A 23,464-nucleotide genomic window follows, 5' to 3' on the forward strand; every position below is an offset into this window, starting at 1 on the left:
TCTTTGTGGGGTCTAGTCGTGGACCTCTAGGAGGGTGCCGTCGGCCAGGAGGTAGGCGATCGAGCGTTCGAACACGTACGCCGTGCCGCCGCCGGGCTGCTCGAACCACGGGACCGCGGTACCGGTGAGGGCCTGCAAGGGGCGCAGTAGCCGGTACACGTGGTACTCGCGTTCCTGCCAGTCGGCGGGCAGCGAACGTTGGGGGAACGGTGTGCGCGCGGCGTAGGCGGTGTTCCCGCCGTGTCCTCCGTAGCGGTCCACCTCGGTCCCTGCGGGAAGCTCGGTGATCTGACGGTCGCGCAGGAGAGAGAGCGGGGGCTCCCCTTTAAGCGGCTGGATCTTCGGGATCTCGACGGTCTGCTGCTGCGGCACCACCATGAGGAGGCTGCCGAGAAGGTATGCAGCGGCCTGTTCCCCGTCCTCGAAGGCGGCCTGGCGGGTCCGTTCACCGCCGTCGAGGTGGAAGACCGTCCAGCCCGCCTTCTCCTGGACGAGGCACCACGCCCCCTCCTCCTCGCCGCGGAGCCGGTAGCGGGCACGGTCGACCTGGAGGGCGTCCAGGCGGTTCTGCAGGAGCGCGAGCCACTGCTCCGGCTCCGGTTCCACCCGGACGCCTCGCGGCGCGGTGCGTCCCATCGCGGCGGCGCTCGCGGCGTCCATCGCGTCGTCGCCAACGGCCGGGACCGCGAACCGGTGCGCGCGGATGTGCGCGACGAGGTCGGGCTCCGGCGGGACGCCGTGCTCGCGCAGGTAGTAGCCGACCGCGCCCGACCACACCCACGCGCCGTCGGTGTGGAACGTCAGCGGGACGCGCTCGCCGCGCGACGGGTCGAGCAGGTCGGGGGCGCTGGAGCGGGCCGCCATGACGGTCGGCGCGTCCTCCAGATACCGGACGACCCGCTCGGCCTCGTCCGGCGGGACGGGCGGGCGCGACACCTCGGGCGGGCCGCCGTCCGTCCCGGCCCGGTCGAACACGCGGGCCTTGCGGACGGGGCTCTCGAAGCGCGTCGGCGGGGGCGGCGCGACGGGCGCCGGGCCGAGGCGCCGCGCCATCCACTCCGGGACGTCGCGGCGTGGGAGCCGCTCCAGCTCGCGCCGGACGTCGTCCGCCGACGGCTCGGACTCCCAGCGGGGCTCCTCGTCATGGGTGAAGCGCGCGCGGCACCGGACGGCGCCGTCCCCGTACACGACCTCGACGTCGATCCGGGACCAGGTGGAGCCCTGGAACGCGTGCGTCCCGGCGCGCAGCCGGTCGAGCAGCCCGGCCGCGGCGGCGGGCGGCGCCCAGGACGCGGTGGACCCGTCCGCCTTCCGCAGCGCCATCGGCGGGAACTCCACATGCCCGCCGACCGCCTGGTAGTGGCCCGTGATCCGCTCCCAGAACGGCGGCGCGTGGTCGGCGACCAGCACCGTGAACGGCCCGGTCAGCAGCTCCATCTGCTCGACCGGGTCCAGCGGGGACGGCGCGGGCCGCTGGGCGGGCTCGGACGGCTCCCGGCCGTCCATCCGGTCGCGCAGCCAGCCCGGCACGTTCGCGCCGTCCCGCGGCATCACGATCTGGTCGCGGCGCCACGCCTCCACCGGCGCGGGAGGGTCCCACTCCGGATCGAACTCGTCGTTGTACAGGAACAGCGCCGCGGCGGGCTCGACGATCGCCAGCATCGAGAACCAGGTGCCCTGCTCCGACAGGTAGTGCGCGCGCCGCAGCTCCACCAGCAGCGCGGACAGCTCGTCCGGGACGACCTCGGCGGGCACCACCGCGTTCTCGCCGGTCAGCATCGTCAGCGTCACGTCGCTCGCCACCACGGTCGCCGCGCACCGCAGGTCGATGCGGCGCCAGCGCGGCGGCGCGGTCTGCCGCGAAAACCGGACGATCCGCTCCTCGATCTCCGCGATCCGCTCGCTCTGCCCCGTCACCCGCGCGTCCCCTCATGTGATCCCGATGGAACCTGAGCGGCAGGTTAACCGCACGGATCGGTCCATTGCGGCGGGACCCGGCGTCACGGACGCTCGGGGGCATGGCCGTCGAGGCGCCCGGAGCCCACCCGGACGTGGGCTAACGTCCATGTCGTGTCCACCGATGCCCCCGAATCAGCGATCCCCGCGCCGCCCGGCCGGCCGGCCGGCGCGCGGCGCCGCCGCCGTGCCCGCACCCTGATGGCGACGATCGCCGCGGTCGCCGTGCTGCTGTGCGCGGCGGTCGGCGGCGTCGGCTGGTACTTCGCCGGCGTCGCCACCGAGGTCGACCACACCGCCGAGTACCCGTTCACCATCGAGGACGCGTCGGACGGCACCGTCACGCTCCCCCGCGAACCCGAGACGGAGCGCCCCGGCACCTGGGCGCTGGTCTGGAAGCACGGCGGCCGCGCCCTGCTCGGCCCCGTCGTCGGCGGCGGCGAGGACCACGTCGTCCGGAAGGTCGAGTCGGTGTCCCACGGGACGCTCGTCAAGGGCGCCGCGGCCGGCATCGACCACTGGGTGTACTCCGGCGACCCGCACTCGGCGCTCGGGCTCGACTTCAAGGACGTCACCTATCCGTCCAAGCTCGGCGCCATGCCCGCGTGGCTGCTGCCCGGCTCGTCGCCCAAGAACACCTGGGTCATCGCCGTGCACGGACGCAACGCCGACAAGGCCGAGACGTTCCGCGCCATGCGGACCGTCCACGGCCTCGGCCTGCCCATGCTGTCGATCGCGTACCGCAACGACGTCGGCGCGCCCAAGTCCCGCGACCACAAGAACCACCTGGGCGACACCGAATGGAACGACGTCGCGTCCGCCGTCTCGTACGCGCGCGCGAACGGCGCCACCGGAGTCGTCCTGTACGGATGGTCGATGGGCGGCGCGATGGTGATGACGACGCTGCGGCACGACCCGTCGTTCGTCCGCGGCGTCGTCCTCGACTCCCCCGTCATGGACTGGAACGCCACCCTCGACAAGCAGGGCGACGCCCGCCACCTGCCGCCGTTCGTCACCAGCCTCGCCAAGACCGTCCTCGAACGGCGCATCGGCATCGACCTGAAGGACTACGACCAGCGCCGCTACGCCCCCAAGCTGCGGACCCCGACCCTGCTGTTCACCACCGCCGACGACGCCACCGTCGCCAACGGCCCCGCCTTCACCTTCGCCCGGACCGCCCCGCCCGGCATGGTCACCCACATCACCGCGCAGGGCGACCACACCGAGGCGTGGAACGTCGACCCGTCCGCCTACGAGACCGCCCTGCGCGCCTTCCTCGCTAAAGTCCGCTGACCTCCAGCAGCGTCTTCCCCGTCGTCGCGCGGGACTGGATCGCGGCGTGCGCGTCCGCCGCGTTCTGGAGCGGGAACCGCTGCCCGATCACCGGACGCAGCCGTCCCGCCGCCGCCTCCCGCAGCGCGCTCCGCGTCGCGTCCCGCATCTCCTCCGGCGACGGCTTCGGCCGGATCAACGCCACCCGCCGCGCCTCCGCCGCCTCCTGCGGGACGTCCGCCCACTCCCCGCTCGCCAACCCGAAACTGACCATCCGGCCACCCGGCCTGAGCAGCGTGAACGCCTCCCGCGCCACGTCCCCGCCGACCCCGTCGAACACCACGTCCACCGGGCCCGTCCGCTCGCTCCAACCCGGCTCCCGGTAGTCGACCGCCTCGTCCGCACCCAACCGCAGCGCCGTCTCCGTCTTGTGCGGCCCGCCGGCCGCCGCGACCACCACCGCGCCCGCCGCCTTCGCGAGCTGGACGAGCAGCGTCCCGACCCCGCCCGCGGCCGCCTCCACCAGCACCCGCTCCCCCTTCACCGGACGCGCCGCCCGCATCATCAGCGTCGCCGTCCGGCCATCGGCCAGCAGCGCGACCGCATCGTCCAACTTCAACCCGTCCGGCACCTCGAACAGGCCCCTCGCGTCCACCACCGCCAGCTCCGCGTACCCGCCGCTGCCGTTCATCGAGCTGACGACCCGCCGCCCGGCCAGCCCCGGATCGGCCCCCGGCCCCACCGCCGCCACCGTCCCGCCGACCCCGTTCCCCGGGATCATCGGAAGCCGCGGCGCGAACGGCTGCGGCCCGTTCCCGGCCCGCATCTGCGTCTCCACGAAGGTGACATTCGCGTACTCCACCGCGATCAGCACCTGCCCGTCCCCCGGCACCGGATCCGGCGCCTCCCCCGGAACCAGCACCTCCGGACCACCGAACTCCCTCAGCCACACCGCACGCACAGCACCCTCCGTTCACGGTTCGTCCCACCAGCCTGCAACCTCAACCATGATCGAGGTCAACCGGCCGCAACGAATCCCTTTTCTCGTCACACCCATCTCTGTAAGCTTTCGCGCGTATTCCGCCCCGTTGTCGGCTGCCGCTCAGGGATGGCGATGCGCGCCCGGTTGGTTCGTTCCTCCCCGCCACGGCTCCGCCGCGCCGCGATCCCCCTCGCCGCCGTCCCCCTCGCCGTCCTCACGGGCTGCGGCTCGTCCCACCCGTCGTCCGGCGCCCTCAAACCCGAAGGCACCTTCGACACCACCGGCGCCGCCCCCGCCGCCACCGCGCCCGCCCCGTCCGCCGTGCCGACCGCGCAGCTCTACAAGACGGTCCTCGACCGCTACCGCGCCTACCAGGCCGCCTACAAACAGGCCTACGCCACCAACGACCCCACCCCCCTCCCCGCCGTCGCGATGGACCCCCTCCTCGCCCAACTGACCAAGGACATCGAGTCCACCAAGGCCAAAGGCGAGATCTGGCGCTTCACGAACACCCTCAACCCGCGTGTCTACGCCCAGTCGAAAGACGGCACCAAGGTCTACGTCATCGACTGCGTCAACACCCTCGCCGGCTACCGCTACTCGGCCAAGACGGGCAAACGGACGGGCGGAGGGCCAGGCGGCGCCTACATCTACCGGACGACCGTCCAGTACGACTCGGGTACCTGGAAGGTCGCCGCCACCACCCGGGACCGCACATGCTGACCTCCCGCAGCAAAGGACACACGATGTCCGTCCGCACCCCTGCCGCCCGCCGCACCCTCACCGGCGCCCTAGCGGCAACGACCCTGCTCGCCCCGTTCCTCGTAACGCTCTCCGCCCAAGCATCCACGTGCTGGGTGAGTCCATCGGGAAAGCTGGTCTGCAATCCCACCTCCACCACACCCGGAGGTTCAGGAGGGGGCGGTGGTTCGGGCGGCGGGTCCGGCGGCGACTCGGGCCCCGTGGCTCCGCCTCCGCCCGAAGGGCTGAACCCCAACCAGGCCATTGGCGTCCTGCCCGTGCCGGGAGGAAACGCCCCGGTGGCCCCTGCCCCTGCCAACACACAGGCCCTTGTAGAAGAGGCCCTGACCACCGCCATTTTCCCGATCATCAGGGTCCGTACGACCCCCAGGGGCAGGACGTATGTGCGAATGAAGACCTCACTGTGGGTGAAGGGCTTCAAGGTGGTCAAGACGGACAAGGTTTCGGCCGGCCAGCAGACCGTCCAAGCGGTGGCGACTCCCGTATCGGTCATTTGGAACCTGGGCGAGGCCACCAAGACGTGCGGCGGCGGGGGCGGCGCAGTGGCGGCCGGGGAGAACGCAGGTGACGGGTACGTGAAGACCTGCGACTACATCTACCAGCGGTCGTCCGCCTCGCAGCCCGGCGGCTCCTACCACATCACCGCCACGATCTCCTGGTCCGTCCGCTGGACCTGCGAGGGCGCCGACTGCCAGGGCAATGAGGGCGACCTGCCGCAGCAGCAGCACGCTTCGGAGCCGACGCCGCTCATCGTCGACGAGATCCAGACCACCACGAGCCAGTGACGGGCTCTCCGATCGGCTGGAACCTCCCGGGCTATATCGAGATCGAGCGGCTCGGCACGGGAGCCCAGGGGACGGTCGTACTGGCTCGCCACCAGACGGGCGGGCCGGCCGTCGCGATCAAGTATCTGGCCGGCGATCTTCTCGGGAACACCGTCGCCAGAGATACCTTCCGGAGCGAGGCGGACCTCCTCCGGCGGGTCGTCGATCCGCATGTGGCGCGGCTGTTCTACTACGTGGAGTCGCCGCAGGGAGCCGCGATCATCCTCGAAGCGGTTCCCGGACGGTCCCTGCGGCGCGTGCTGGACGACCACGGTGAGCCGCTCGCGCCGGAAGCCGCGCTGACGATGCTGAAGGGCTCGCTCCTGGGGCTGGCGGCGGCGCACGCGGTCGGCGTCGTCCATCGCGACTACAAACCGGCGAACGTGCTCGTCCAGGACGACGGGCAGAGCAAGCTGATCGACTTCGGCATCGCCGTCCTGACCGGACAGGGAGACCACGCCGGAACGCCCGCCTACATGGCACCCGAGCAGTGGGAGGGCCAGCCCGCCACTCCGGCGACGGACCTCTACGCGGCCACCTGCGTGTTCGTGGAATGCGTGACCGGTGAGAAGCCCTTCCAGGGGACGACCTTGGAAGCGCTCCGAGCGCAGCACACCACTGCGCCCGTGCCTCTGGACCAGGTACCTGAGGCGCTGCGTCCACTCGTGAAGCACGGTCTGGCGAAGAGTCCCGCAGAGCGCGCTTGGAACGCGCACGAGTTCGTCAGCGAACTCGAAGCGCTCGCCGTCCATGAATACGGGCCGGATTGGGAGCGGCGAGGGATCATCGCGCTCGGCGCGGTGGCTGCGGCAGCGGGAACCGCGATCCCGCTCGCCGTGCTCGGCGGATCCCTCCTCGCTCACGGTGCTTCGTCCACGGGGGTGGGCGCGGCGGCCTCGGGGGCAGCGGGGGCAGCGAGTCATGCCGCAGCGGGTTACCTGCAGGGAACGGCATCGGCGGATCTCACAGCGAAGGCCGGTGCCTCGACCTCCAAGGGCATGCTCACCAAGGTGGGTGGCACGAAGGGCGCCGCGGGCATCGCCGCCGTGGGAGCCGGTGCCGTGGCGGCCGCCTGGTACTTCTGGCCTGGACCCGGCGTCGGCGGAGAGAGCCACGGCGCCGTCCACGCCGCCTTCACCCGGCCGGGAGTCCTTCTCGGTCAACCGAACATGCCCGCAGCCGAGACTCCGTACATCGACATAAAGATCTCCGTCACACCCGCGAGAGCAAAGCCGGGAACCGAAGTGCGGATGGTCTTCCAGTTCCGAGCGCGCACTGTGGGCGGCGCCTACTACCTCCCTGGCGGTCGACGTCAGTGCCTAGGGAAGGAAGGCGAACTCCCCAAAACCAACGCCTACAACTTCGGCATCGGCGAAGCGTCCGAGCAACTCGGCCTCAAGAACGAAGGCTTCATTGCGTTCTACCGCGTCCCACCGGCGAAGGCGAAGGAACTCCCGAAGAAGGCAGACGGCGTCTATCTACCCGCCGCGAGGAAGGTGACCGGGGAATCCCAACCCTTCGTGCCGTCAGAATGCGCGTTCCAGAGCAGATGGACCGAAACCCGAACGCTCGTCCTCCCTGATCAGGATCTGCTTGCGCCCGGAAAGTACTTGGTGACGCCCTACGCGCCGGTCAAGATGATGCGGACGACGCAGAACGACAAGCCCGTCTCGCCGGAGGCGGCGGGGGCGTTCACGCAAGGGAGGCTGCCGGTGATCCAGGTGTTGGACGGGTGACGGGTCAGGGGAGGGCTTCAGCGCGCCGAAGGCGGTGACGTCGGCCTCGGCTCCGCTGGTGGTGAGGAGGCCGTCGCGGCTACTGGTGCGCCAGGGCATGGCGGTGAGCAGGGCGGATCGGGGTGGGGGTCGGGGGGTGGCGGGAGGTCTTGGGGCTGGTCTGGGTGGTGGTGATCGTTGTGGGGGGTGCGGGGGGCAGGCGCTATCGTGGCGCCGTTGTCGACAGTTGGGGTCCTGGTGGTGCTCTCCGCTTTTTTCGGCCGCCTGAGGGTCGGGCCGGTGCGTGCCGCGGTGGCGGGCAACCGGCTGTTCTCGGCGCTGCTGGCGGCGGGGATCGCGCTGCGGGTCTTGGTGGTGCTGGGGTTCCCGCCGGCGCTGTACTTCAACGACAGCTTCGACTTCCTGCGGATCGCGGACGATCCGTTCCCGCACCCGCTGCGGCCGTCCGGTTACGGACTGTTCCTTTGGGCGTTGAAGCCGTTCCACAGCCTGGGGCTGGTGACGGCGATCCAGCATGCGGCGATCGTGGGGATCGCGGTCGTGGGGTACGTGGCGCTGGTCCGGAACTTCGGGGTGCGGCGGTGGGTGGCGGCTCTGGCCGTCGCGCCGTTGCTGCTGGACGCCTACCAGGCGGAGCTGGAGCATCTGGTCCTGTCGGACACGGTGTTCACGGTGCTGATCCTGGGGGCGTTGCTGCTGCTGGCGCGGCCGGGGGCGAGCGGGTGGCGGCGGGCCGGGCTGGTGGGGGCGCTGCTGGGGGTCGCGTCGGTCACCCGGACGGTGGGGGTGCCGCTGTTCGTGATCGCGCTGCTGTACCTGCTGCTGCGGCGGGCGCGGTGGACGTCGTTCGCGGCGCTGGCGGCGGCGTTCGTGCTGCCGCTGGGCGGGTACGCGGTGTGGTTCCACTCCGACTACGGGCGGTTCGGGATGTCCGGGGTGGACGGAATCTTCCTGTGGGGGCGGACGTCGACGTTCGCGGACTGCGACAGGCACACGCCGCCGGCGGAGCTGGCGCATCTGTGCCCGTACGGGTCGCCGGACGGCCGTCCCGCGGCGTCGCACCAGATCTGGGTGGAGAACTCGCCGACGGGGTGGACGAACGGGAAGCCGTTCGACGAGAAGACCAATGAGCAGGCGCAGGAATTCGCCCTGTGGGCGATCCGGACGCAGCCGCTCGATTACGTGAAGACCGTTTCCTACGATTTTTTCGTCCGGACGTTCTCGTGGAAGCGGCACCGTTATCCGACCGTCGGGACGGAGGCGCGGTATCACTTCCCGACGCGGCCGTGGGCGCAGGGGGAGAAGCCGCTGCCGCTGGTCGGGGGCGGGGACCGGGTATCGGTGGTCCGTGATTACGAGCACGGGGCGGGGAGGACGCATATCGTCGATCCGTTCGCGGGCTGGCTGCGGGCTTATCAGAAGCACGTTTTCGTGCGGGGGACGATGCTCGGCGCGGTGCTGCTGGCGGGGCTCGCGGGGTTGTTCCGGCGGCGGGGGCGCAAGGAGATCGCGCTGCTGTGGGCGGCGGCGGTGACGCTGCTGGCGGTGCCGCCGGTCACGGTGGACTTCGACTACCGGTACATGCTGCCCGCGGTGCCGTTCGCGTGCTTCGCGGCGGCGCTGGCGTGGGGGCGCAGGAGGACCGGGGAGGCGGGGCCAGAGGCGGCGCCCGCGGAGCCGGAGGACGCGGAGGTCCAGCCGGCCGGGGCGTGACCGGCCGGACGAAGATCGTCGCGGGTATTGCGCCGGACCGGGCTATACGTGAGACTCCTTCACATTCTGGCTGAGGGAGGCCCCGTGCCGCGCATCCGGCTCGACGTGCTGTCCGGCGTCCTGGTCCTGACCGACGTGCTGCGCGTCTTCCTGCCGTCGCTGATCACGCTGGTCGGCAGCGCGGGCGAGACGCCGGCGGAGGTGATGGGCGCGTACGCGCTGTCGTGGTTCGTCGCCGCGTTCCTCACGGTGCCGCTGGCGCGGCTGGTCCCGGCGCGGCGGCTGGCGCTCGGCGGCGGCGCGGTGCTGATCGTCGCGCGGATCGTGCTGCAGGCCACGGACGGCGGCGACCCGCAGCTCTACACCGCGAGTGTCGGGCTGCTCGCCGGGCTGGTCTGGCTGGTCGCGACCGCGATGACCGCGCGGGACACCGCGCCTGCGATGACCGGTTTCGCGGCCGGGCTCGCCGTGGCGACGGCGTTGCAGGCGGCCGTCGAGGGCATCGACCTCGTGTGGCGGGCGGGCGTCGTGCCGTGGATCCCGCTGCTGGTCTATCTCGCGCTGTTCGCCGTCACGCTGGCCCGGCACAGGGACGCGGACGGGGAGCCGGCGGCGCCCCGGGCTTGGTTGGCAGCCGGGCTGTCGGTGCTGCTCTGGGGCGTCTACACCGGCAACCCCGGCCACGCGCAGGCGAGCGCGGGCTGGTCCGGCGGGGTCGCCGCGGCGCTGATCGCGGCGGTGGCGGTGCTGTCGGTGGCGGTGGCGGCGCGTCCCCGGTTCTGGACGCGGCATCCGCTGGTCCCGGCGGCCGGGCTCGTGCTGTCGGCGCTCGGGTTCGCGGCGGGACGCGCGACGATCGATGGCGTGCACGGCGTCGCGCCGGGCTGGACGGTCGGCGCGCAGGTCCTCGGGCAGCTCGCGCTGGCGGGCTGCCTCGGCTGGGCTGCGCGCACCCCGGGGCCGGACCGTCCGGGCAGGCGCGGGACGGCGATGGCGGGCGGCTGGCTGCTGTTCGTCGTGCTGATGTTCGCGTACTACTCCGCCTACGACCTTGGCACGCCGAACCGCTGGGTCCCGGTGGTGACCGCGCTCGGGACAGCGGCGCTGGCCCTCCGGGCGCCCCGCACCACGGAGCCAAAGGGCATCGACGCGTGGGCGGCGGGCGCGGCGGTGGTCGCCGTCGTCGCGGTCGCGGCCGTGCCGCTGTGGCGGGACACCGGCCCGGAGTGGCGGCCGGTGGACGACGGCGGCCTGCGGCTCGCCGCGTACAACCTGCGGATGGGCTACGGCCTGGACGGGACGATGACCGTCACCGACCAGGCGGACGCGCTCCGGCGGCTGCGCCCGCACGTCGTGGTGCTCAGCGAGGTGGACCGGGGGTGGATGCTGAACGGCGGCCGCGACTCGCTGCGGCTGATCTCCGAGCGGCTCGGCCTGCGCGCGATCTGGGCGCCCGCCGGGGACGAGGTGTGGGGCGACGCGGTGCTCACCGACCTGCCGGTCACGTCCGTCCGGAACACGCCGCTGGTGAAGGGCGGCCCGACCGGCGCGGAGGCGCTGCGGGTGGGGCTGCGGTGGAAGGGCCGCGACCTCACGGTGATCGCGACGCACACCCAGCCGCCGGACGGCTGGAAGGACCTCGGGCAGGCCGAGCAGCTCGCCCGGTTGGCCCGGGAGGCTGGGCGCGACGGCAGGCAGGTCGTGATGGCGGGCGATATGAACCTGGAACCGGGCAGCGCGCCGTGGAAAGTGCTGCTGGGCTCCGGGCTGACCGACGCGCTCGCCGCCGCGCGGCCGTTCGCGACGTTCCCCGCCGCGCCGCGTCCCGACCAGCAGATCGACCAGGTGCTCGTCACGCCGGGACTGACGGGGCGCGACCAGGCGAACGAGCCGGTCGACTACTCCGACCACCGCCCGATCGCGGTCACGCTCGACGCGGGATGAGGCGCGGCATCTCGCTAGAGGTCGAGGTCGTCGGGGTGCTCGGCGAGGTGCTCCCAGAACTCCACGTAGGCCTGCTCGTGCAGGATGCCGAGCTTGAGGATGCGGGCCCGTGAGGTCAGCCTGACCTCGTCGGACGGGTCGAGGGCGGCGCGGCGCGCGCGGTAGTCCGCGAGCCAGCGGCGGTGCAGCGCGGCCTGCTCGCGGGCTAGCGCGACGACGTCGCCGGGGTCGCCGAGGTCGGCGAAGAACAGCTTCAGCTGCGCCGGGTCGCGGGTCTCGATCTGCGGGCCGCCGGGGTCGGCGAGCCAGCGGCGGAGCGCGGCGCGGCCGGCGGCGGTGAGGTGGAAGACGCGGCGGCGGCGCCCGCCCTCCTCGGTCTCCTCGCGGAGCAGGCCGTCCTCGGCGAGGCGGGCGGGGATCCGGTAGAGCTGCGCGTGCGGGATCGGCCAGAACGGCTCGACGCTCTCCTCGACGCGCGCCTTCAGCTCGTACGGCGTCATCGGCCCGTGCCGGGCGATCAGCCCGAGCACCGCGCAGGCCTGCACGCCGGGTTCCTCCATGCGCCCCTCCCCCGGGTCCGACGGCGGTTGACACCGTCTCAGTGAGACCATATCGTTCATACCGTTGAGACGGTATCACTGAGACCATGGGAGCGCGCATGAACGTCCACCCCGAACTCGCCGGGATCCTCGCCGGGATGGCCCCGAGGCCGGACGACCCGCTCGCCGACATCGAGGCGACGCGCGCCGGGTTCAGGGCGCTGATGGCGCCGCTAATGCGCGCGGACGACGGTTCCGTCCTCATCGAGGAGACGATCGTCCCCGGCCCGGACGGCAACGACGTCCCCGTGCAGATCCTGCGCCCCGCAGGCGCGGCGCCCGGCCCGCTGCCCGCCGTCCTCTACATCCACGGCGGCGGGTTCAGCTACGGCGAGCTGGACGGTCCCAGCCCGATGGCCCGCAGCGTCTGCACCGAGACGGGCTCGCTCGTCGTGAACGTCCACTACCGGCTCGTGCCGGAGCACCCGTTCCCCGCCGGCTTCGAGGACTGCTACGCCGTGCTGTGCTGGCTCGCCACGAACGCCACCGCCCTCGGCGCCGACCCTGCGCGGATCGCGGTGGCGGGCGCGTCGGCGGGCGGCTGCCTGTCCGCCGCGCTGTGCCTCGCGGCCCGCGACCGCGGCGGCCCCGCCATCGCGTTCCAGACCCTGCTGATCCCGTGCCTGGACGACCGGCTCGCCACCCCGTCCGCGCACCGGATCACCGACCCGCGCCTCACCAACCGCGCCAAGATGCGCGCCATGTGGGACGGCTACCTCCCGCGCGGCGGCGACGTCTCCCCCTACGCGGCCCCGGCCCGGGCGGACGACCTGTCCGGCCTGCCGCCCGCCTACGTCCTGACCTGCGGTCTCGACCCGCTGCGCGACGAGGGCCTGGACTACGCGCGGCGGCTGATGGAGGCGGGCGTCCCGGTGGAGGTGAAGGACGTGCCGGGCGCGTGGCACCTGTTCGAGGCGTCCGCGCCGGGCACCGGCCTGGCCCGGCGCACGACGCAGCACTGGCTCGCGGCGCTCCGCACCGCGCTCAGCCCTGCGCCCACCTCATGAGCCGAGGCGGGCGGCGGCGACCTTCTTCGGGACGACCATCCGCCACGCGTCCATGACGAGCTCGCACATCTCGGGCTCGTCGAGCGCCGCCGTCCACGCCTCGACCCAGTTGAACCGCAGGTCCGACTCCCCGGGCAACCGGAATTTGCCCGGCTCGGACGCGACCAGCGCCGCCCGCTCCTCCTTCGGGAACGCGAACCCCATCACCGTCTCGTCCCGCGAGAACGCCACGTAGACGATCGAGCCGACGCGGAACTTCACGCGGTCCCTGATGAGGTGCTCCGACGTGCGGGGCAGCGTCAGCGCCAGCGCCCGCACCTGATCGACCGTGATCACGTTGTCCTCCCGTGGCCATCGCCGGGAAAGTATCACCGTCGCCCGGCCCGCGCTTGATGATCTTGTTACATTGGCGGGGCGGCGCGACGCCGGACGTCGAGGGGCGGGGAACGTGAACGAACTGGTGCGCTGGCAGACCGAGCACGGCAGCATCGTCGTCGAGACCGACGACGACGAGCCCGGCATGGCGGAGGTCTCCCGCGGCGGCGACCTGATCGGCAAGGCCACCGCCAAGTTCGAGGACTCGTTCCAGCAGGTCCGCGACGCGGCGGAGGCGGCGCTCGCCGCGCTGCGCGGCGGCGACCTCAAGCCCGACGCGGTCGAGCTGGAGTTCGGGGTGAAGCTGAACGCCGCCGCCGGCGCCGTCATCGCGAGGACCGCCCTGGAGGGCCACCTGAAGGTCAAGATGACCTGGGGCGAGCCGAAGGCCGCCGCCGGGGAGGAGTAGGTGGGCGACTGGCAGTGGCGCGCCTGGGTCGGCACCCCCGCCGGCGGGAAGCTCGGCGCCGCCTTCCTCGTCACCCCGACCCGGCTGCTGACCTGCGCGCACACCGTCGCCGGGCAGGACGATCCGCGCGTCGGCCTTCCCGGCCTCGCCGAGGACCTGCCCGCCCGGGTCGTCGCGTCCGGCGGCTGGCGCGGCGCGGGCGGCCTCGGCGACGTCGCGGTGCTGGAGCTCGCCGAACCCGTCCCGTACGAGCCGGCGGCCCTGGCCGACCCCGCCGACGTGGACGCGCTCGCCGCGGGCGGCCGGGAGTTCGGCGTGTACGGGTTCCCCTCCCGCAAGGACGGCAACGAGCGGCACGCCACCGTCACGACCGGCCCGCACCTGCTGACCCGCAACGAATGGTGGGAGATACGGACCGTCCAGGGCGTCCCGCTGGAGAAGGGGTTCAGCGGGTCGGCCGTGTACGACATCGCGACCGGCGGGGTCATCGGCATGGTGACCAACGCCGAGCTGCGCGACGGCCGGGCCGGCCTCGGCTGGATGCTCCCGCTGTCCCGGATCCGCGCCTACTGGGAGGACCTCGACGACGTCCTGCCGCTGCGCTGGCTGACCGCCGACGCCCGGCGGGAGCTGCGGCGGCTCCTCGACGGCGTCCCGTTCGGCGACCCGCTCGCCGCCGACCTCGAACGGGTCGTCGGCCGCCGGCCCCGCGAACGGTTCGGCTCCGCGTGGGCGTCCGTCCGGTACGTCGCCGAAGGCTTCCCGGAGGACCGGCTCGCCCGCTACCTCGGCGCGCTCGGCGGGGGCCTGCCCGAGCCGCGGCGGCAGGGCTTCGCCGCCTGGCTGCGGCGGCACCTCCCCGCCGCCGAGCCCGCGCCGGACGCGCAGGCGCCGGCGTCGGTCATCGTCCGGCTGGAGCACGCCACCTTCCCCAAGGAGTACGACCTCACCGTCCACACCTGGTTCAGCGAGGCCGACCAGACGTCGCAGGCCACCGTCCGCGTCCCCGAGGGCAAGGTGCGCGGCGCCGTCCAGGACGCGGTGGCCCGCGCGAGCCGCGCCCTCGTCGGCGGCCGCTGGATGATCGAGTTCGCGGTGCCGGAGGGCTGGCTCGGCAAGCCGTTCGAGCGCTGGTACATCGACGTCGAGGACCGGACGCCGATGCGGCGGTACCCGCTGGTCGTGCGGGACGTGAAGCGGCTGCGGCCCGGCTCGATCCGGCGCGACCAGGCCCACCGGCGGTGGCGGCTGCTCGCGGAGCGCGGCCGCACCGACCCGCGGCTGATCGAGTGCGACGACGGCCGCACCGCCGCCGCCTTCCAGGACTGGCTGGAGGCCAACCCCGACCACTGCGCCCTCGTCTACAAGACCGCGCCGTCCAAGGCGCGGCTCGCCGCCGCGCTCGGCAACGGCGTCCCCGTGATGCTGTGGTCGCGGACCACCTGCAACGAACCCGCCCACGGCGACTGCCACGGGCACCGCCTCGGCGAGGCGCTGGCCGCCGCCGTCCGCGACGCCCGCCCCGAGGAGCTCCCGCACATCGCGCTCGGCCTGCGCCGGGACGCCCTGCTCGCCCCGAAGGACACCCCGCACTGCGGCCGCGACCTCACCCTGCTGTGGGACGACCCGTCCCGGCTGCCCGCCGACCCCCGGCTCGCCATGGAGGAATGATGCCCGACTGGCTGCTCTACACCGGTAGCCGAAGCCGGCACGACGGCATCGACCGGCTGCCGCCGCCCCCGCCGTGGCGCGCGTTCGACGGCGGGCCGGTGCTGCCGCCGCCGGCCGGCGATTCCGGGAACACGCACCAGGCCACCACGTACCGGCCGTCGGACGACGCCGTCCAGCAGGTCAACGCCGCCCTGTACCTGCGGCGGCCGCTGCTGGTGACCGGACCGCCCGGCACCGGCAAGTCGACGCTCGCCTACGCGGTCGCGCACGAGCTCGGCCTCGGGCCCGTCCTGCACTGGCCCATCACCAGCCGCACCACGCTCCGCGACGGCCTGTACCAGTACGACCCGCTGACCCGCCTCTACGCGGCACGCGACGGCGACGCGCCCGCGTCCGACGAGGACATCGGCCGCTACATCCGGCTCGGCCCGCTCGGCACCGCGCTGCTCCCCTACGCGCGGCCCCGCGTCCTGCTCGTCGACGAGATCGACAAGAGCGACATCGACCTGCCCAACGACCTGCTCACCATCTTCGAGAAGGGCGAGTACGACATCCCCGAGCTGGCGCGGCGCGCCGACCCGGCCGCCGACGTCATGACCGCCGACGGCCCCGGCGACCGGGTGACCGTCACCGCCGGGACCGTCCGCTGCCACGCGTTCCCGCTCGTGGTGATGACCAGCAACGGCGAGCGCGAGTTCCCGCCCGCGTTCCTGCGCCGCTGCGTCACCGTCGAGCTCCGCCGGCCCGCCGACGAGGCCGAGCTGTCCGCGATCGTCCGCGAGCACCTCGGCGACCTCGCCGACCGGAGCGACGACCTCGTCCGCCGGTTCTTCGAGCGGTCCGCGTCCGGCACCCTCGCCACCGACCAGCTCCTCAACGCCGTCTACCTGTGCCGGCACGCCGGCGACGAGGACCGCGACGCCCTCGCCGACCGCCTCATGAGGCAGCTCGCGGGCCCGATCGACGATGAGTGACGGGCGCCGGGACCCCGGCGCCGGCGGCGGGCGGCGGCCCTCGGGCGAGCCGCCGCGCCGACCGCGCGACATTCCCCGGAAGACCGGGCAGGCGCCCCCTCTGCCGGGGCTCGACCGGCTGCGGGACGTTCTCGCCGCCGTCTCGCCGCACGACGCGCCGGACGCGCGCGAGCTGAGCGAGATGCTCTGGCTCGCCTGCCACATCGGCCCCGCGCAGGACGAGCCGGCGACCGGCGCCCCGGCCCCGCCCCAGGCGGAGGAGGACGCAGCACCAAAGGCCGAACCCGACGACGGCGAGATCGCGCCGCCACCGCCGGAGCCCGCCCCGGAGCCCCGCTCCGCGCTGCACCCCCGTCCCGCCGCCGGCACCGCACCGTCCGCCGGCACCGCACCGTCCGCAGGCACGGCCTCGGAGGTCCTCGTCCCGACGGCGCCGATGCTGTCCGACCCGCTCGGTGTGCAGCGCGCGCTCCGGCCCGTCAAACGGCGCGTCCCGTCCCGGCACCGCCGCGAACTCGACGAGGCCGCCACCGCCGACCGCATCGCCGACACCCGCCTGTGGACGCCCGTCCTTGTCCCCGAGTCCGAACGCTGGCTGACGCTCACCCTCGTCGTCGACACCGGCCCCACCATGCGGCTGTGGCGGCCCCTCGCCCGCGAGCTGACCGAGGTGCTCCTGCGGCAGGGCGCGTTCCAGAACGTCGGCGTCGCCTACCTCGACGCCACCGGCGGAATCTCACCCGCTCCCGGCGCACCCCCGCGCGCCCCCGGCACCATCCAGGACGCCTCCGGGCGGCACGCCGTCCTCCTCCTCAGCGACTGCTCCGGACCGCACTGGTGGAACGGGCGCGCCGCGCCCGCCGTCCGCCGCTGGGCCGAGACCGGCCCCACCGCGATCCTCCAGCCCCTCGCCGAGAGCCTCTGGCGCCGCACCGCCGCCCCCACCACGCCCGGCCGCGCCGTCCTGCCCCGGCCGGGCGGCCCGAACACCGCCCTCCGCTTCACCCCGCTCGACGGCGCCCCGCCGCCCGGCGTCCCCGTCCCCGTCCTGGAGGTCGCGCCGCGCTGGTTCGGCGCCTGGGCGCGGCTCGTCTCCGGCGCGGGCCCGCAGCCCGCCGCGATCGCGTCGCTGCCGTCCGGCCCGTCCGGGCCGGCCCCCGCACCGCGCGACGTCCCCGTCGCCGAACGCGTCCGCCGCTTCCTGCGCACCGCCTCACCCGACGCCGCCGAACTCGCCGCCCACGTCGCCGTCTCCGTCCCGTCCCTGCCGGTGATGCGGCTCATCCAGCACGGCGTCCTCGGCGGCTCCGACCCGGGCCGGCTCGCCGAGGTCCTGCTCAGCGGCCTGCTGCGGCCGCTGGACGACGTCCGCTACGAGTTCGTCCCAGGCGCCCGCGAGGCCCTCCTCGACACCCTCCCGCGCCCGGAGGCGCAGCACACCCGCCGCGTCCTCGAAGCCGTCTCCGCCGAGATCGAGCGCCGCGCCGGCCGCACCGCCGAGACCTTCCGCGCCCTCCTCGCCGCCACGGACGGCCCCCTGACCCTGACCGCCGACACCGACCACTTCGCCCTCATCCCCCACGAGACCCGCACCGCCCTCAGGCCGCCCGCCCCGGCCCCGTCCGCCCCGGCCCCGTCCACCGCGCCGTCCGCCGCGCCGCCCGCCGCGCCGCCCGCCGCCCCGGACCTGCTGGACGTCCTCGGCACGCCCCTCGACGACCTGATCGGCGACGGCTGGGACCGCCCCCCGCACCCCACCGCCGTGGGCGTCGACGGCACCGGCGCGACGGTCTGGGTCGACGTCCTGCGCGACGGCCCCGACTCCCCCCACGGCGTGATCGTCGGTCCGCGCGCCGGACGCGACCGCGTCCTCCGCACGCTGCTGTTCAGCCTCGTCCTCAGCCACTCCCCCGCCACGGCCACCCTGGCGTTCGCCGACTGCTCCGGCGGCGCGTCCTTCGTCGGGCTGGGCGGCCTCCCGCACGTCATCACCGCGGTCCACAGCACGTCGATCGACTCTCCGCTGTTCCCCCGGCTGCTCACCGCGCTGGAGACCGAGCGGCTCCGCCGCCGGACGCTGCTGTACCGGCGGGGGATCCAGAAATCCGGCGACCACGACGCCGCTCCGGACGCCCGCGCCTTCCCCGTCCTCGTCGTGGTCCTCGACAACGCCGGCCCTCTCCTCGACGCGCGCCCCGAACTGCGCGAACCCCTGTTCCGCCTGTGCGACAAGGGTCCCGCCCAAGGAATCCGGTTCGTCCTCTGTTCGCCGGACGAGGTCGATCTGCTGTTCTCACCGCGATGGCGGATCACCGTCCCCGGACGGGACGGCGACGACTCGGCCACCCTCGCGACCGGCGCGGGGACCACGACCTTCCGGCCAGCCCGCATCGCGCTCACCGACACCGACCCGATCGTCGAGCGCATGCGCCGGCGCGGCCCGCGCCCATCCCGCCTGCCCTGGCCCGACGAGCCCGCGCCGCCCGAGGAGGACAACGCTCCCGCCTCGCCACCTCGGCTCTCCGCAGTGGACGACGTCCTGGAGCTGAACGGGGCCGGGCAGGGGGCCGCGTTCTCCAACGCGTGGAGACTGCCCATCTCGACGCCCAGGACGCCGTGCATCGGGCATGGCCCCGATGGCGACGCCTTCACCGCGCCTTGCCTCGACCTCGTGGCCGGCACCTCGGGTCTGGTCGTGGGCGACGCCGACGCCCGGCGGCACGTCCTGCGAGTGATCGCACTCGCGCTCGCCGCCAAATACTCGCCCTCCCACATGGTGTTCGGCTTCGCCGGCCTAGGACAACATCCGCTGGGCGAGCAATACTCCGGCCTTCCGCACGTCGTCGGCTCCGGCGAGGAACTGCTGGGCAGGCCGCGCGCGCTTCAAGATTTCCTCGACTTCCTCGTGGCCGAACTGGACACGCGCAGGCGCCACGCGTCGCCCGAGGATCTGCCGCACCTGGTCGTCATGGTGGACGTCTCGCTGACGTTCCCGTCCAGCAAACGGGAGGTGGGCGAAACGCTCCTCCAGCTCGCACAGCGCGGCGCGGCCCTCGGCGTGCACGTGATCCTCGCGTCGTCCACCGTCGAGAGCAGCACGATCTGGGACCGGTTCCTGCCGCTCCTCGACTGGCGGATCGTCGCGAACCGCCTGCCGCCTGCCGTGCTCCAGAGCGTCCTCGGGCGGGCGAGCCTTCCCTTCTCCGGCCCCGGCACGGCCTACCTCTCCACCGGGCGCGGTGATCCCCGCCCGTTCACTCCCGCCCCTCTGCCGTCCGAGGCCGACCTGTCCCGCTTCATCAGCGACGCGCCGGAACGGCCCAGGGACGACCAGCCTGAGGCCGAGCCACCGAGAAGCGGTGGGCTGCCAGAGCGCATCCGACGGGACGAGCTCGGGATGGCCTCAGGCGGGCACATCCCGATCGGGGTGCAGGGCGAAGCGCGGGAAACGGTCGCGCTGGACTTCGGGATCCGCCCGCACCTGGCCGTCTACGGGAATGCGGGCACCGGGAAGACGAACGTGCTGCGCCTTCTGGTCCAAGCGCTCCGTCGAGACGAGGACGCGCTGCTCTACGTGATCGACCCGGGCGGTGGGCTGCGCGAGTCGGTGCTGTTCGGGCCCGGCGCGCAGCCGGCGCCGGCGGGCACGTACGCGACCACGTCCACGCAGGCCAGGGACCTGGTGTACGGGCTGGCGCGGCGGCTGGACGACGAGGAGCGGCAGCGGCGGGACGTGTTCCTGGTCGTCGACGACCAGGACATGCTGGACACGGAGACGTTCCTCCCGATCCACGAGCATCTCGGCCCGCCGGAGCCGCGGCTGCACCTCGTGATCGCCCGGACGGACGTGCGCGTCGGGGACGAGCCGGACCCGCTGCTCGTGCTCGGGCAGCCGGGGTTCGCGAACCTGCGCATGGGCGTGGCCGGCGCCGACGGGCGCGCGATCCCGGGGCGGGGTGCGCTCGGGCAGGGCGCCGACCACGTCATCGTCCAGGTCGCGGAGGTCCCTTAAAAGGGTATTGGATCGAGCTGTCCATAACGTGTTAGGGTCGCGGCATGGCGAGGCCGAGGCAGTTCGAGGAGGAGCGGGCGGTGGAGGCCGCCATGCGGGCCTTCTGGGAGAGCGGGTACGAGGCGACGTCGACGCAGGAGCTGTGCGCGGCGACGGGGCTCGGGCGCAGCAGCATCTACAACACCTTCAGCAGCAAGCACGACCTGTTCACGCGCGCGCTGACGCTGTACATGGAGATCAGGACGGCGAACATCGTGGAGGTGCTGGAGGACGCGGCGCGCCCCGTCCGGGAACGGCTGCGGACGGTGCTGGGGTGGGCCGTGACGGCGCCGGCGGACGATCCGGTCGGCTGCCTGGTGGTGAACTCGATGATCGAGCTGGCGCCGCGCGACGAGGACGTCGCCGGGCTGCTGCGCAAGGACCTGGATACGCGGCTGGCGGCGCTGCGGGCGGCGATCGAGTCCGGACAGCGGTCCGGGGAGATCGACGCGGGCAAGGACGCGGGCGCGCTGGCGCACTTCGTGGTGGCGGCGATCAGCGGGATGCGGGTCGCGGCGCGCGGCGGCGCGGACGAGCGGACGCTGCAGGCGATCGCCGACACGGCCATGACGGCGGTCTGAGGCGGGCCGGCGGCCGGCCCGCCTTTTGCACGGCCAAGTTTTGAACTGTTCGATCCAATATGGAGGTGACCGATGCCGCTGGCCGTCTACGTCCTGGGCCTGGCGATCTTCGCCCAGGGCACGTCGGAGATGATGCTGGCCGGGCTGCTGCCGCAGATGTCGGCGGACCTCGGCGTGTCCGTGCCGGACGCGGGGCTGCTGATCTCGGCGTTCGCCGTCGGGATGCTGGTGGGCGCGCCCGTGCTGGCCGTCCTCACGCTGCGGTGGCCGCACCGCCGGTCGCTGCTGGCGTTCCTGGCGCTGTTCGCGCTCATGCACGCGGCGGGCGCGCTGACGCCCGGGTACGGGGTGCTGTTCGCGACGCGGGTGGCCGCGGCGTTCGTGTACGCGGGGTTCTGGGCGGTCGCCGCGGCGGCCGCGATCGGGCTGGTGCCGGCGAACGCGCGGGGCCGCGCGATGGGGATCGTCGCGGGCGGCCTCACCCTCGCCACCGTCCTCGGGCTGCCCGCCGGGACCGTCCTCGGGCAGCATTTCGGCTGGCGGTCGGTGTTCTGGGCGGTCGCGGCGATGTCGCTCGCGGCGATGGCCGGGGTCGCGGCGACGGTCAAGGGCGGGCGCCCCGACGAGGCCGCGCCGCCGCTGCGGGACGAGCTGCGGGCGATGGCCAGGCGGCGGCTGTGGCTGTCCTACGCGACGACGTCGCTGGCGACCGGCGCACTGCTGGTGATCTTCGGCTATCTCGGCGCGATGCTGGAGGACACGACGGGCATCCCGGAGCGGTGGGTCCCGGCCGTGCTCGCGCAGTACGGGGCGGGTTCGCTGGTCGGGATCGCGTTCGGCGGCCGGATCGCCGACACCCGCCCCATGGGGACGCTGTACGGCGGGATCGCCGGGCTGGTGGCGGTGTGCGTCGCGCTGGCGCTGACGCTGGGCTCGCCCGTCCCCGCCACGATCCTGGTGTTCCTGCTGGGCCTGTTCGGGTTCGCGATCAATCCGGCGCTCAACTCGCGGGTGTTCGCGCTGTCGGACGCGTCCCGGACGCTGGTCGCGGCGACGAGCACCTCGGCGTTCAACGTGGGCATCACCGCCGGGCCCTGGCTCGGCGGGCTGGCGCTGGACGCGGGCGCCGGGTACTCCTCCACCGCGTGGATCGGCGCCGGGCTGGGCGTCGCCGCCCTCGCCGTCGTGGCCCTGGGACGGGAGCGCCGCCCCGTCCGCCGGGAGAGCGAGGCACGGGCCACCGTCGACGCGTGAACGGGACGGGACGGGCCGGCGCGGTGCGTCCGCGCCGGCCCGTCGTGTGGCGTCGTCTACCAGCGGCACTGCGGGGCGGGCAGGCCCCAGAGAGCGCGCTTGCCCGGGTACTCGGCGAGCGTCCAGACGCGGTGCTGGGCGCGGTAGCAGCTCAGGTCTTCGGGACCGTAGGAGATCGTCCGCACGGACCGGTTCCGCCAGCCGTGCCCGCGCTGGTCGGCCTGGAGCATCGTGCCGCGCTTGGAGCCGTGGCTCTGCGTGAACCACCAGTGGCCGTGGGCCCGGACGCCGCCCTGCACGCGGTCGCCGGGAAGGCTCGCGACCCAGTTCGGGTACGCGACGCCACCGGACCCGGCGACCAGGCCAGTACCGTTGCGCAGCGGCCACGTCGCGACGCGCCCCTGCGGCTCCTTCTCCTTGCAGTACTCGCCCGCGATGAGCGACGGGCCGCGGGTCGTGCGGTCGACCGACATCCACGACACGCGCGGCGCGCCGTGGCCCGCGCACCTGGCGCCGGCCCAGCCGTGCGCGTACTGCCAGCTGCCCGTCTGCGGCATGACGTACCGGTAGCCGTGCCCGTAGTACTTGCCGCCGTGCAGGCCGACCCACTCCGCGTGCCCGGTCGACCCGTTCCGGCTGCGGCCGAGGTCGAAGATCTGCCGCATGTCGAACTCGCGCAGGCCCGCGCGGGTGTCGGCGACGTACAGCTTGTCGCCGAACCAGGCGATGCCGCCGGCGTGCAGGTCGATGTCGCCGTAGGAGACCGTCCCGTGCCGCAGCGCCGGGTAGACGAGCAGGACGTGCCGGTAGGTGTGCCGGTCCGGGTTCACGAACGTGAGCCGGACGGCGCCGTCGTTGTGCCAGGACACGACGATCGGGCGGCCGGCGCCCCATCGGCCGTCCACCGCGGCGTCCGAGACGGTCGTGACGCCCTGCGGGTACCACTTGCGGGTCGCCGAGTCCGCCTTGTCGAAGCAGTAGGTGCGCGACCCGGCGGGCACCTTGGCCGCCGCGGCGCAGCCGCCGGTGAGGTGGCGCTGCCCCGAACCGTTGATGAGCGCCTGGACGCCGCTCCTGGTCAGCTCCTCCCCGAGCGCGCGCAGCGGACGGTCGAGGCTCGCGCCGCGGCGCAGGCCGAAGTCCGCCTTGCGCGGCGCCGCGTCCCGCGCCGAGGTCGAGGCCGCCGCGGGCCCGGGCTGGACGACGGCGGGGACGGACGCCACCAGCGCGGCCAGCGGGACGCCGGCCGCCAGCGCGGTGACGGCCGGCCGCCGCCCGCTCACTCTCCGTTTCTTGATCATCACGACCGCCGTCCTTTCCGGCGCCGTCTCGCGGAAAACCCCGCGCGCCGTCG

18 protein-coding genes are annotated in these 23,464 nt (G+C 73.7%); 13 read left to right on the top strand and 5 right to left on the bottom strand.

Features of this window, described 5'->3' with window-relative positions:
- Window positions 1-12 precede the first annotated feature (12 nt).
- On the bottom strand, window positions 13-1,917 hold the full coding sequence (locus tag AB0C78_RS12085) for a TNT domain-containing protein (RefSeq protein WP_360745681.1): 1,905 nt from the start codon (window positions 1,915-1,917) through the stop codon (window positions 13-15).
- A 153-nt stretch (window positions 1,918-2,070) separates the two neighbouring features.
- On the opposite strand from AB0C78_RS12085, the gene AB0C78_RS12090 reads away from it, so the two are divergent.
- On the top strand, window positions 2,071-3,249 hold the full coding sequence (locus AB0C78_RS12090; protein WP_360745684.1) for an alpha/beta fold hydrolase: 1,179 nt from the start codon (window positions 2,071-2,073) through the stop codon (window positions 3,247-3,249).
- Here the strand turns inward: AB0C78_RS12090 and AB0C78_RS12095 are convergent.
- The gene (locus AB0C78_RS12095) at window positions 3,236-4,189 is read right to left on the bottom strand and encodes a zinc-binding dehydrogenase (protein WP_360745687.1); all 954 of its coding nucleotides are present in this window, start codon (window positions 4,187-4,189) and stop codon (window positions 3,236-3,238) included. The genes AB0C78_RS12090 and AB0C78_RS12095 overlap by 14 nt on opposite strands.
- A 153-nt stretch (window positions 4,190-4,342) precedes the next feature.
- On the opposite strand from AB0C78_RS12095, the gene AB0C78_RS12100 reads away from it, so the two are divergent.
- The 5 genes from AB0C78_RS12100 (at window position 4,343) to AB0C78_RS12120 (ending at window position 11,189) form a co-directional block, all read left to right on the top strand.
- Window positions 4,343-4,933 carry a hypothetical protein gene (locus AB0C78_RS12100; protein WP_360745690.1) on the top strand — a complete coding sequence of 197 codons (591 nt, stop codon included), beginning with the start codon at window positions 4,343-4,345 and terminating at the stop codon, window positions 4,931-4,933.
- A gap of 428 nt (window positions 4,934-5,361) precedes the next feature.
- On the top strand, window positions 5,362-5,757 hold the full coding sequence (locus AB0C78_RS12105; RefSeq protein ID WP_360745693.1) for a hypothetical protein: 396 nt from the start codon (window positions 5,362-5,364) through the stop codon (window positions 5,755-5,757).
- Entirely contained in the window at window positions 5,754-7,532 is a 1,779-nt protein-coding gene (locus AB0C78_RS12110) for a serine/threonine-protein kinase (protein WP_360745696.1), read from the top strand. Before AB0C78_RS12105 ends, AB0C78_RS12110 begins: the two co-directional genes overlap by 4 nt.
- A 216-nt stretch (window positions 7,533-7,748) precedes the next feature.
- Window positions 7,749-9,245, top strand: coding sequence for a hypothetical protein (locus tag AB0C78_RS12115; protein ID WP_360745699.1), 1,497 nt, complete (start codon window positions 7,749-7,751; stop codon window positions 9,243-9,245).
- Between the two features lie 84 nt (window positions 9,246-9,329).
- Window positions 9,330-11,189, top strand: a complete 1,860-nt coding sequence (locus AB0C78_RS12120; RefSeq protein ID WP_360745702.1) for an endonuclease/exonuclease/phosphatase family protein — start codon at window positions 9,330-9,332, stop codon at window positions 11,187-11,189.
- A gap of 14 nt (window positions 11,190-11,203) precedes the next feature.
- Here AB0C78_RS12120 and AB0C78_RS12125 read toward each other — a convergent pair whose 3' ends face one another.
- Window positions 11,204-11,749: a PadR family transcriptional regulator gene (locus tag AB0C78_RS12125; RefSeq protein ID WP_360745705.1), complete on the bottom strand. Its 546-nt coding sequence runs from the start codon at window positions 11,747-11,749 to the stop codon at window positions 11,204-11,206.
- A gap of 86 nt (window positions 11,750-11,835) precedes the next feature.
- Between AB0C78_RS12125 and AB0C78_RS12130 the strand changes: the two genes are divergently transcribed.
- Window positions 11,836-12,795 (top strand): alpha/beta hydrolase, encoded by a 960-nt coding sequence (locus tag AB0C78_RS12130; protein WP_360745708.1) that lies wholly within the window; start codon window positions 11,836-11,838, stop codon window positions 12,793-12,795.
- Here AB0C78_RS12130 and AB0C78_RS12135 read toward each other — a convergent pair.
- Complete coding sequence (locus tag AB0C78_RS12135) at window positions 12,790-13,131, bottom strand: MmcQ/YjbR family DNA-binding protein (protein ID WP_360745711.1); 342 nt, start codon at window positions 13,129-13,131, stop codon at window positions 12,790-12,792. The genes AB0C78_RS12130 and AB0C78_RS12135 overlap by 6 nt on opposite strands.
- A gap of 112 nt (window positions 13,132-13,243) precedes the next feature.
- Between AB0C78_RS12135 and AB0C78_RS12140 the strand changes: the two genes are divergently transcribed.
- From AB0C78_RS12140 to AB0C78_RS12165, 6 genes are all read left to right on the top strand, one after another.
- Window positions 13,244-13,579 (top strand): CU044_2847 family protein, encoded by a 336-nt coding sequence (locus AB0C78_RS12140; protein WP_360745714.1) that lies wholly within the window; start codon window positions 13,244-13,246, stop codon window positions 13,577-13,579.
- Window positions 13,580-15,250: a trypsin-like peptidase domain-containing protein gene (locus AB0C78_RS12145; protein WP_360745717.1), complete on the top strand. Its 1,671-nt coding sequence runs from the start codon at window positions 13,580-13,582 to the stop codon at window positions 15,248-15,250.
- Window positions 15,250-16,224, top strand: a complete 975-nt coding sequence (locus AB0C78_RS12150) for a MoxR family ATPase (RefSeq protein ID WP_360745720.1) — start codon at window positions 15,250-15,252, stop codon at window positions 16,222-16,224. Before AB0C78_RS12145 ends, AB0C78_RS12150 begins: the two co-directional genes overlap by 1 nt.
- Window positions 16,217-20,236 (top strand): SAV_2336 N-terminal domain-related protein, encoded by a 4,020-nt coding sequence (locus AB0C78_RS12155; RefSeq protein WP_360745723.1) that lies wholly within the window; start codon window positions 16,217-16,219, stop codon window positions 20,234-20,236. Before AB0C78_RS12150 ends, AB0C78_RS12155 begins: the two co-directional genes overlap by 8 nt.
- 44 nt (window positions 20,237-20,280) lie before the next feature.
- Window positions 20,281-20,856, top strand: a complete 576-nt coding sequence (locus AB0C78_RS12160) for a TetR/AcrR family transcriptional regulator (RefSeq protein WP_360745726.1) — start codon at window positions 20,281-20,283, stop codon at window positions 20,854-20,856.
- 72 nt (window positions 20,857-20,928) lie between these two features.
- Entirely contained in the window at window positions 20,929-22,110 is a 1,182-nt protein-coding gene (locus AB0C78_RS12165; RefSeq protein WP_360745729.1) for a Cmx/CmrA family chloramphenicol efflux MFS transporter, read from the top strand.
- Window positions 22,111-22,166: 56 nt separating this feature from the next.
- Here AB0C78_RS12165 and AB0C78_RS12170 read toward each other — a convergent pair whose 3' ends face one another.
- The gene (locus tag AB0C78_RS12170) at window positions 22,167-23,393 is read right to left on the bottom strand and encodes a hypothetical protein (RefSeq protein WP_360745732.1); all 1,227 of its coding nucleotides are present in this window, start codon (window positions 23,391-23,393) and stop codon (window positions 22,167-22,169) included.
- Window positions 23,394-23,464: the final 71 nt, after the last annotated feature.

Source organism: Actinomadura sp. NPDC048394 (genome assembly GCF_040651755.1).
GTDB lineage: Bacteria > Actinomycetota > Actinomycetes > Streptosporangiales > Streptosporangiaceae > Spirillospora > Spirillospora montaniterrae.

Bases quoted from the DNA above. Each gene is read 5' to 3' on its own strand.
- AB0C78_RS12100 (WP_360745690.1), top strand. From the start codon at position 4,343: ATGCGCGCCCGGTTGGTTCGTTCCTCCCCGCCACGGCTCCGCCGCGCC.
- AB0C78_RS12105 (WP_360745693.1), top strand. From the start codon at position 5,362: ATGAAGACCTCACTGTGGGTGAAGGGCTTCAAGGTGGTCAAGACGGAC.
- AB0C78_RS12125 (WP_360745705.1), bottom strand. From the start codon at position 11,749: ATGGAGGAACCCGGCGTGCAGGCCTGCGCGGTGCTCGGGCTGATCGCC.
- AB0C78_RS12130 (WP_360745708.1), top strand. From the start codon at position 11,836: ATGGGAGCGCGCATGAACGTCCACCCCGAACTCGCCGGGATCCTCGCC.
- AB0C78_RS12150 (WP_360745720.1), top strand. From the start codon at position 15,250: ATGCCCGACTGGCTGCTCTACACCGGTAGCCGAAGCCGGCACGACGGC.
- AB0C78_RS12155 (WP_360745723.1), top strand. From the start codon at position 16,217: ATGAGTGACGGGCGCCGGGACCCCGGCGCCGGCGGCGGGCGGCGGCCC.
- AB0C78_RS12160 (WP_360745726.1), top strand. From the start codon at position 20,281: ATGGCGAGGCCGAGGCAGTTCGAGGAGGAGCGGGCGGTGGAGGCCGCC.
- AB0C78_RS12165 (WP_360745729.1), top strand. From the start codon at position 20,929: ATGCCGCTGGCCGTCTACGTCCTGGGCCTGGCGATCTTCGCCCAGGGC.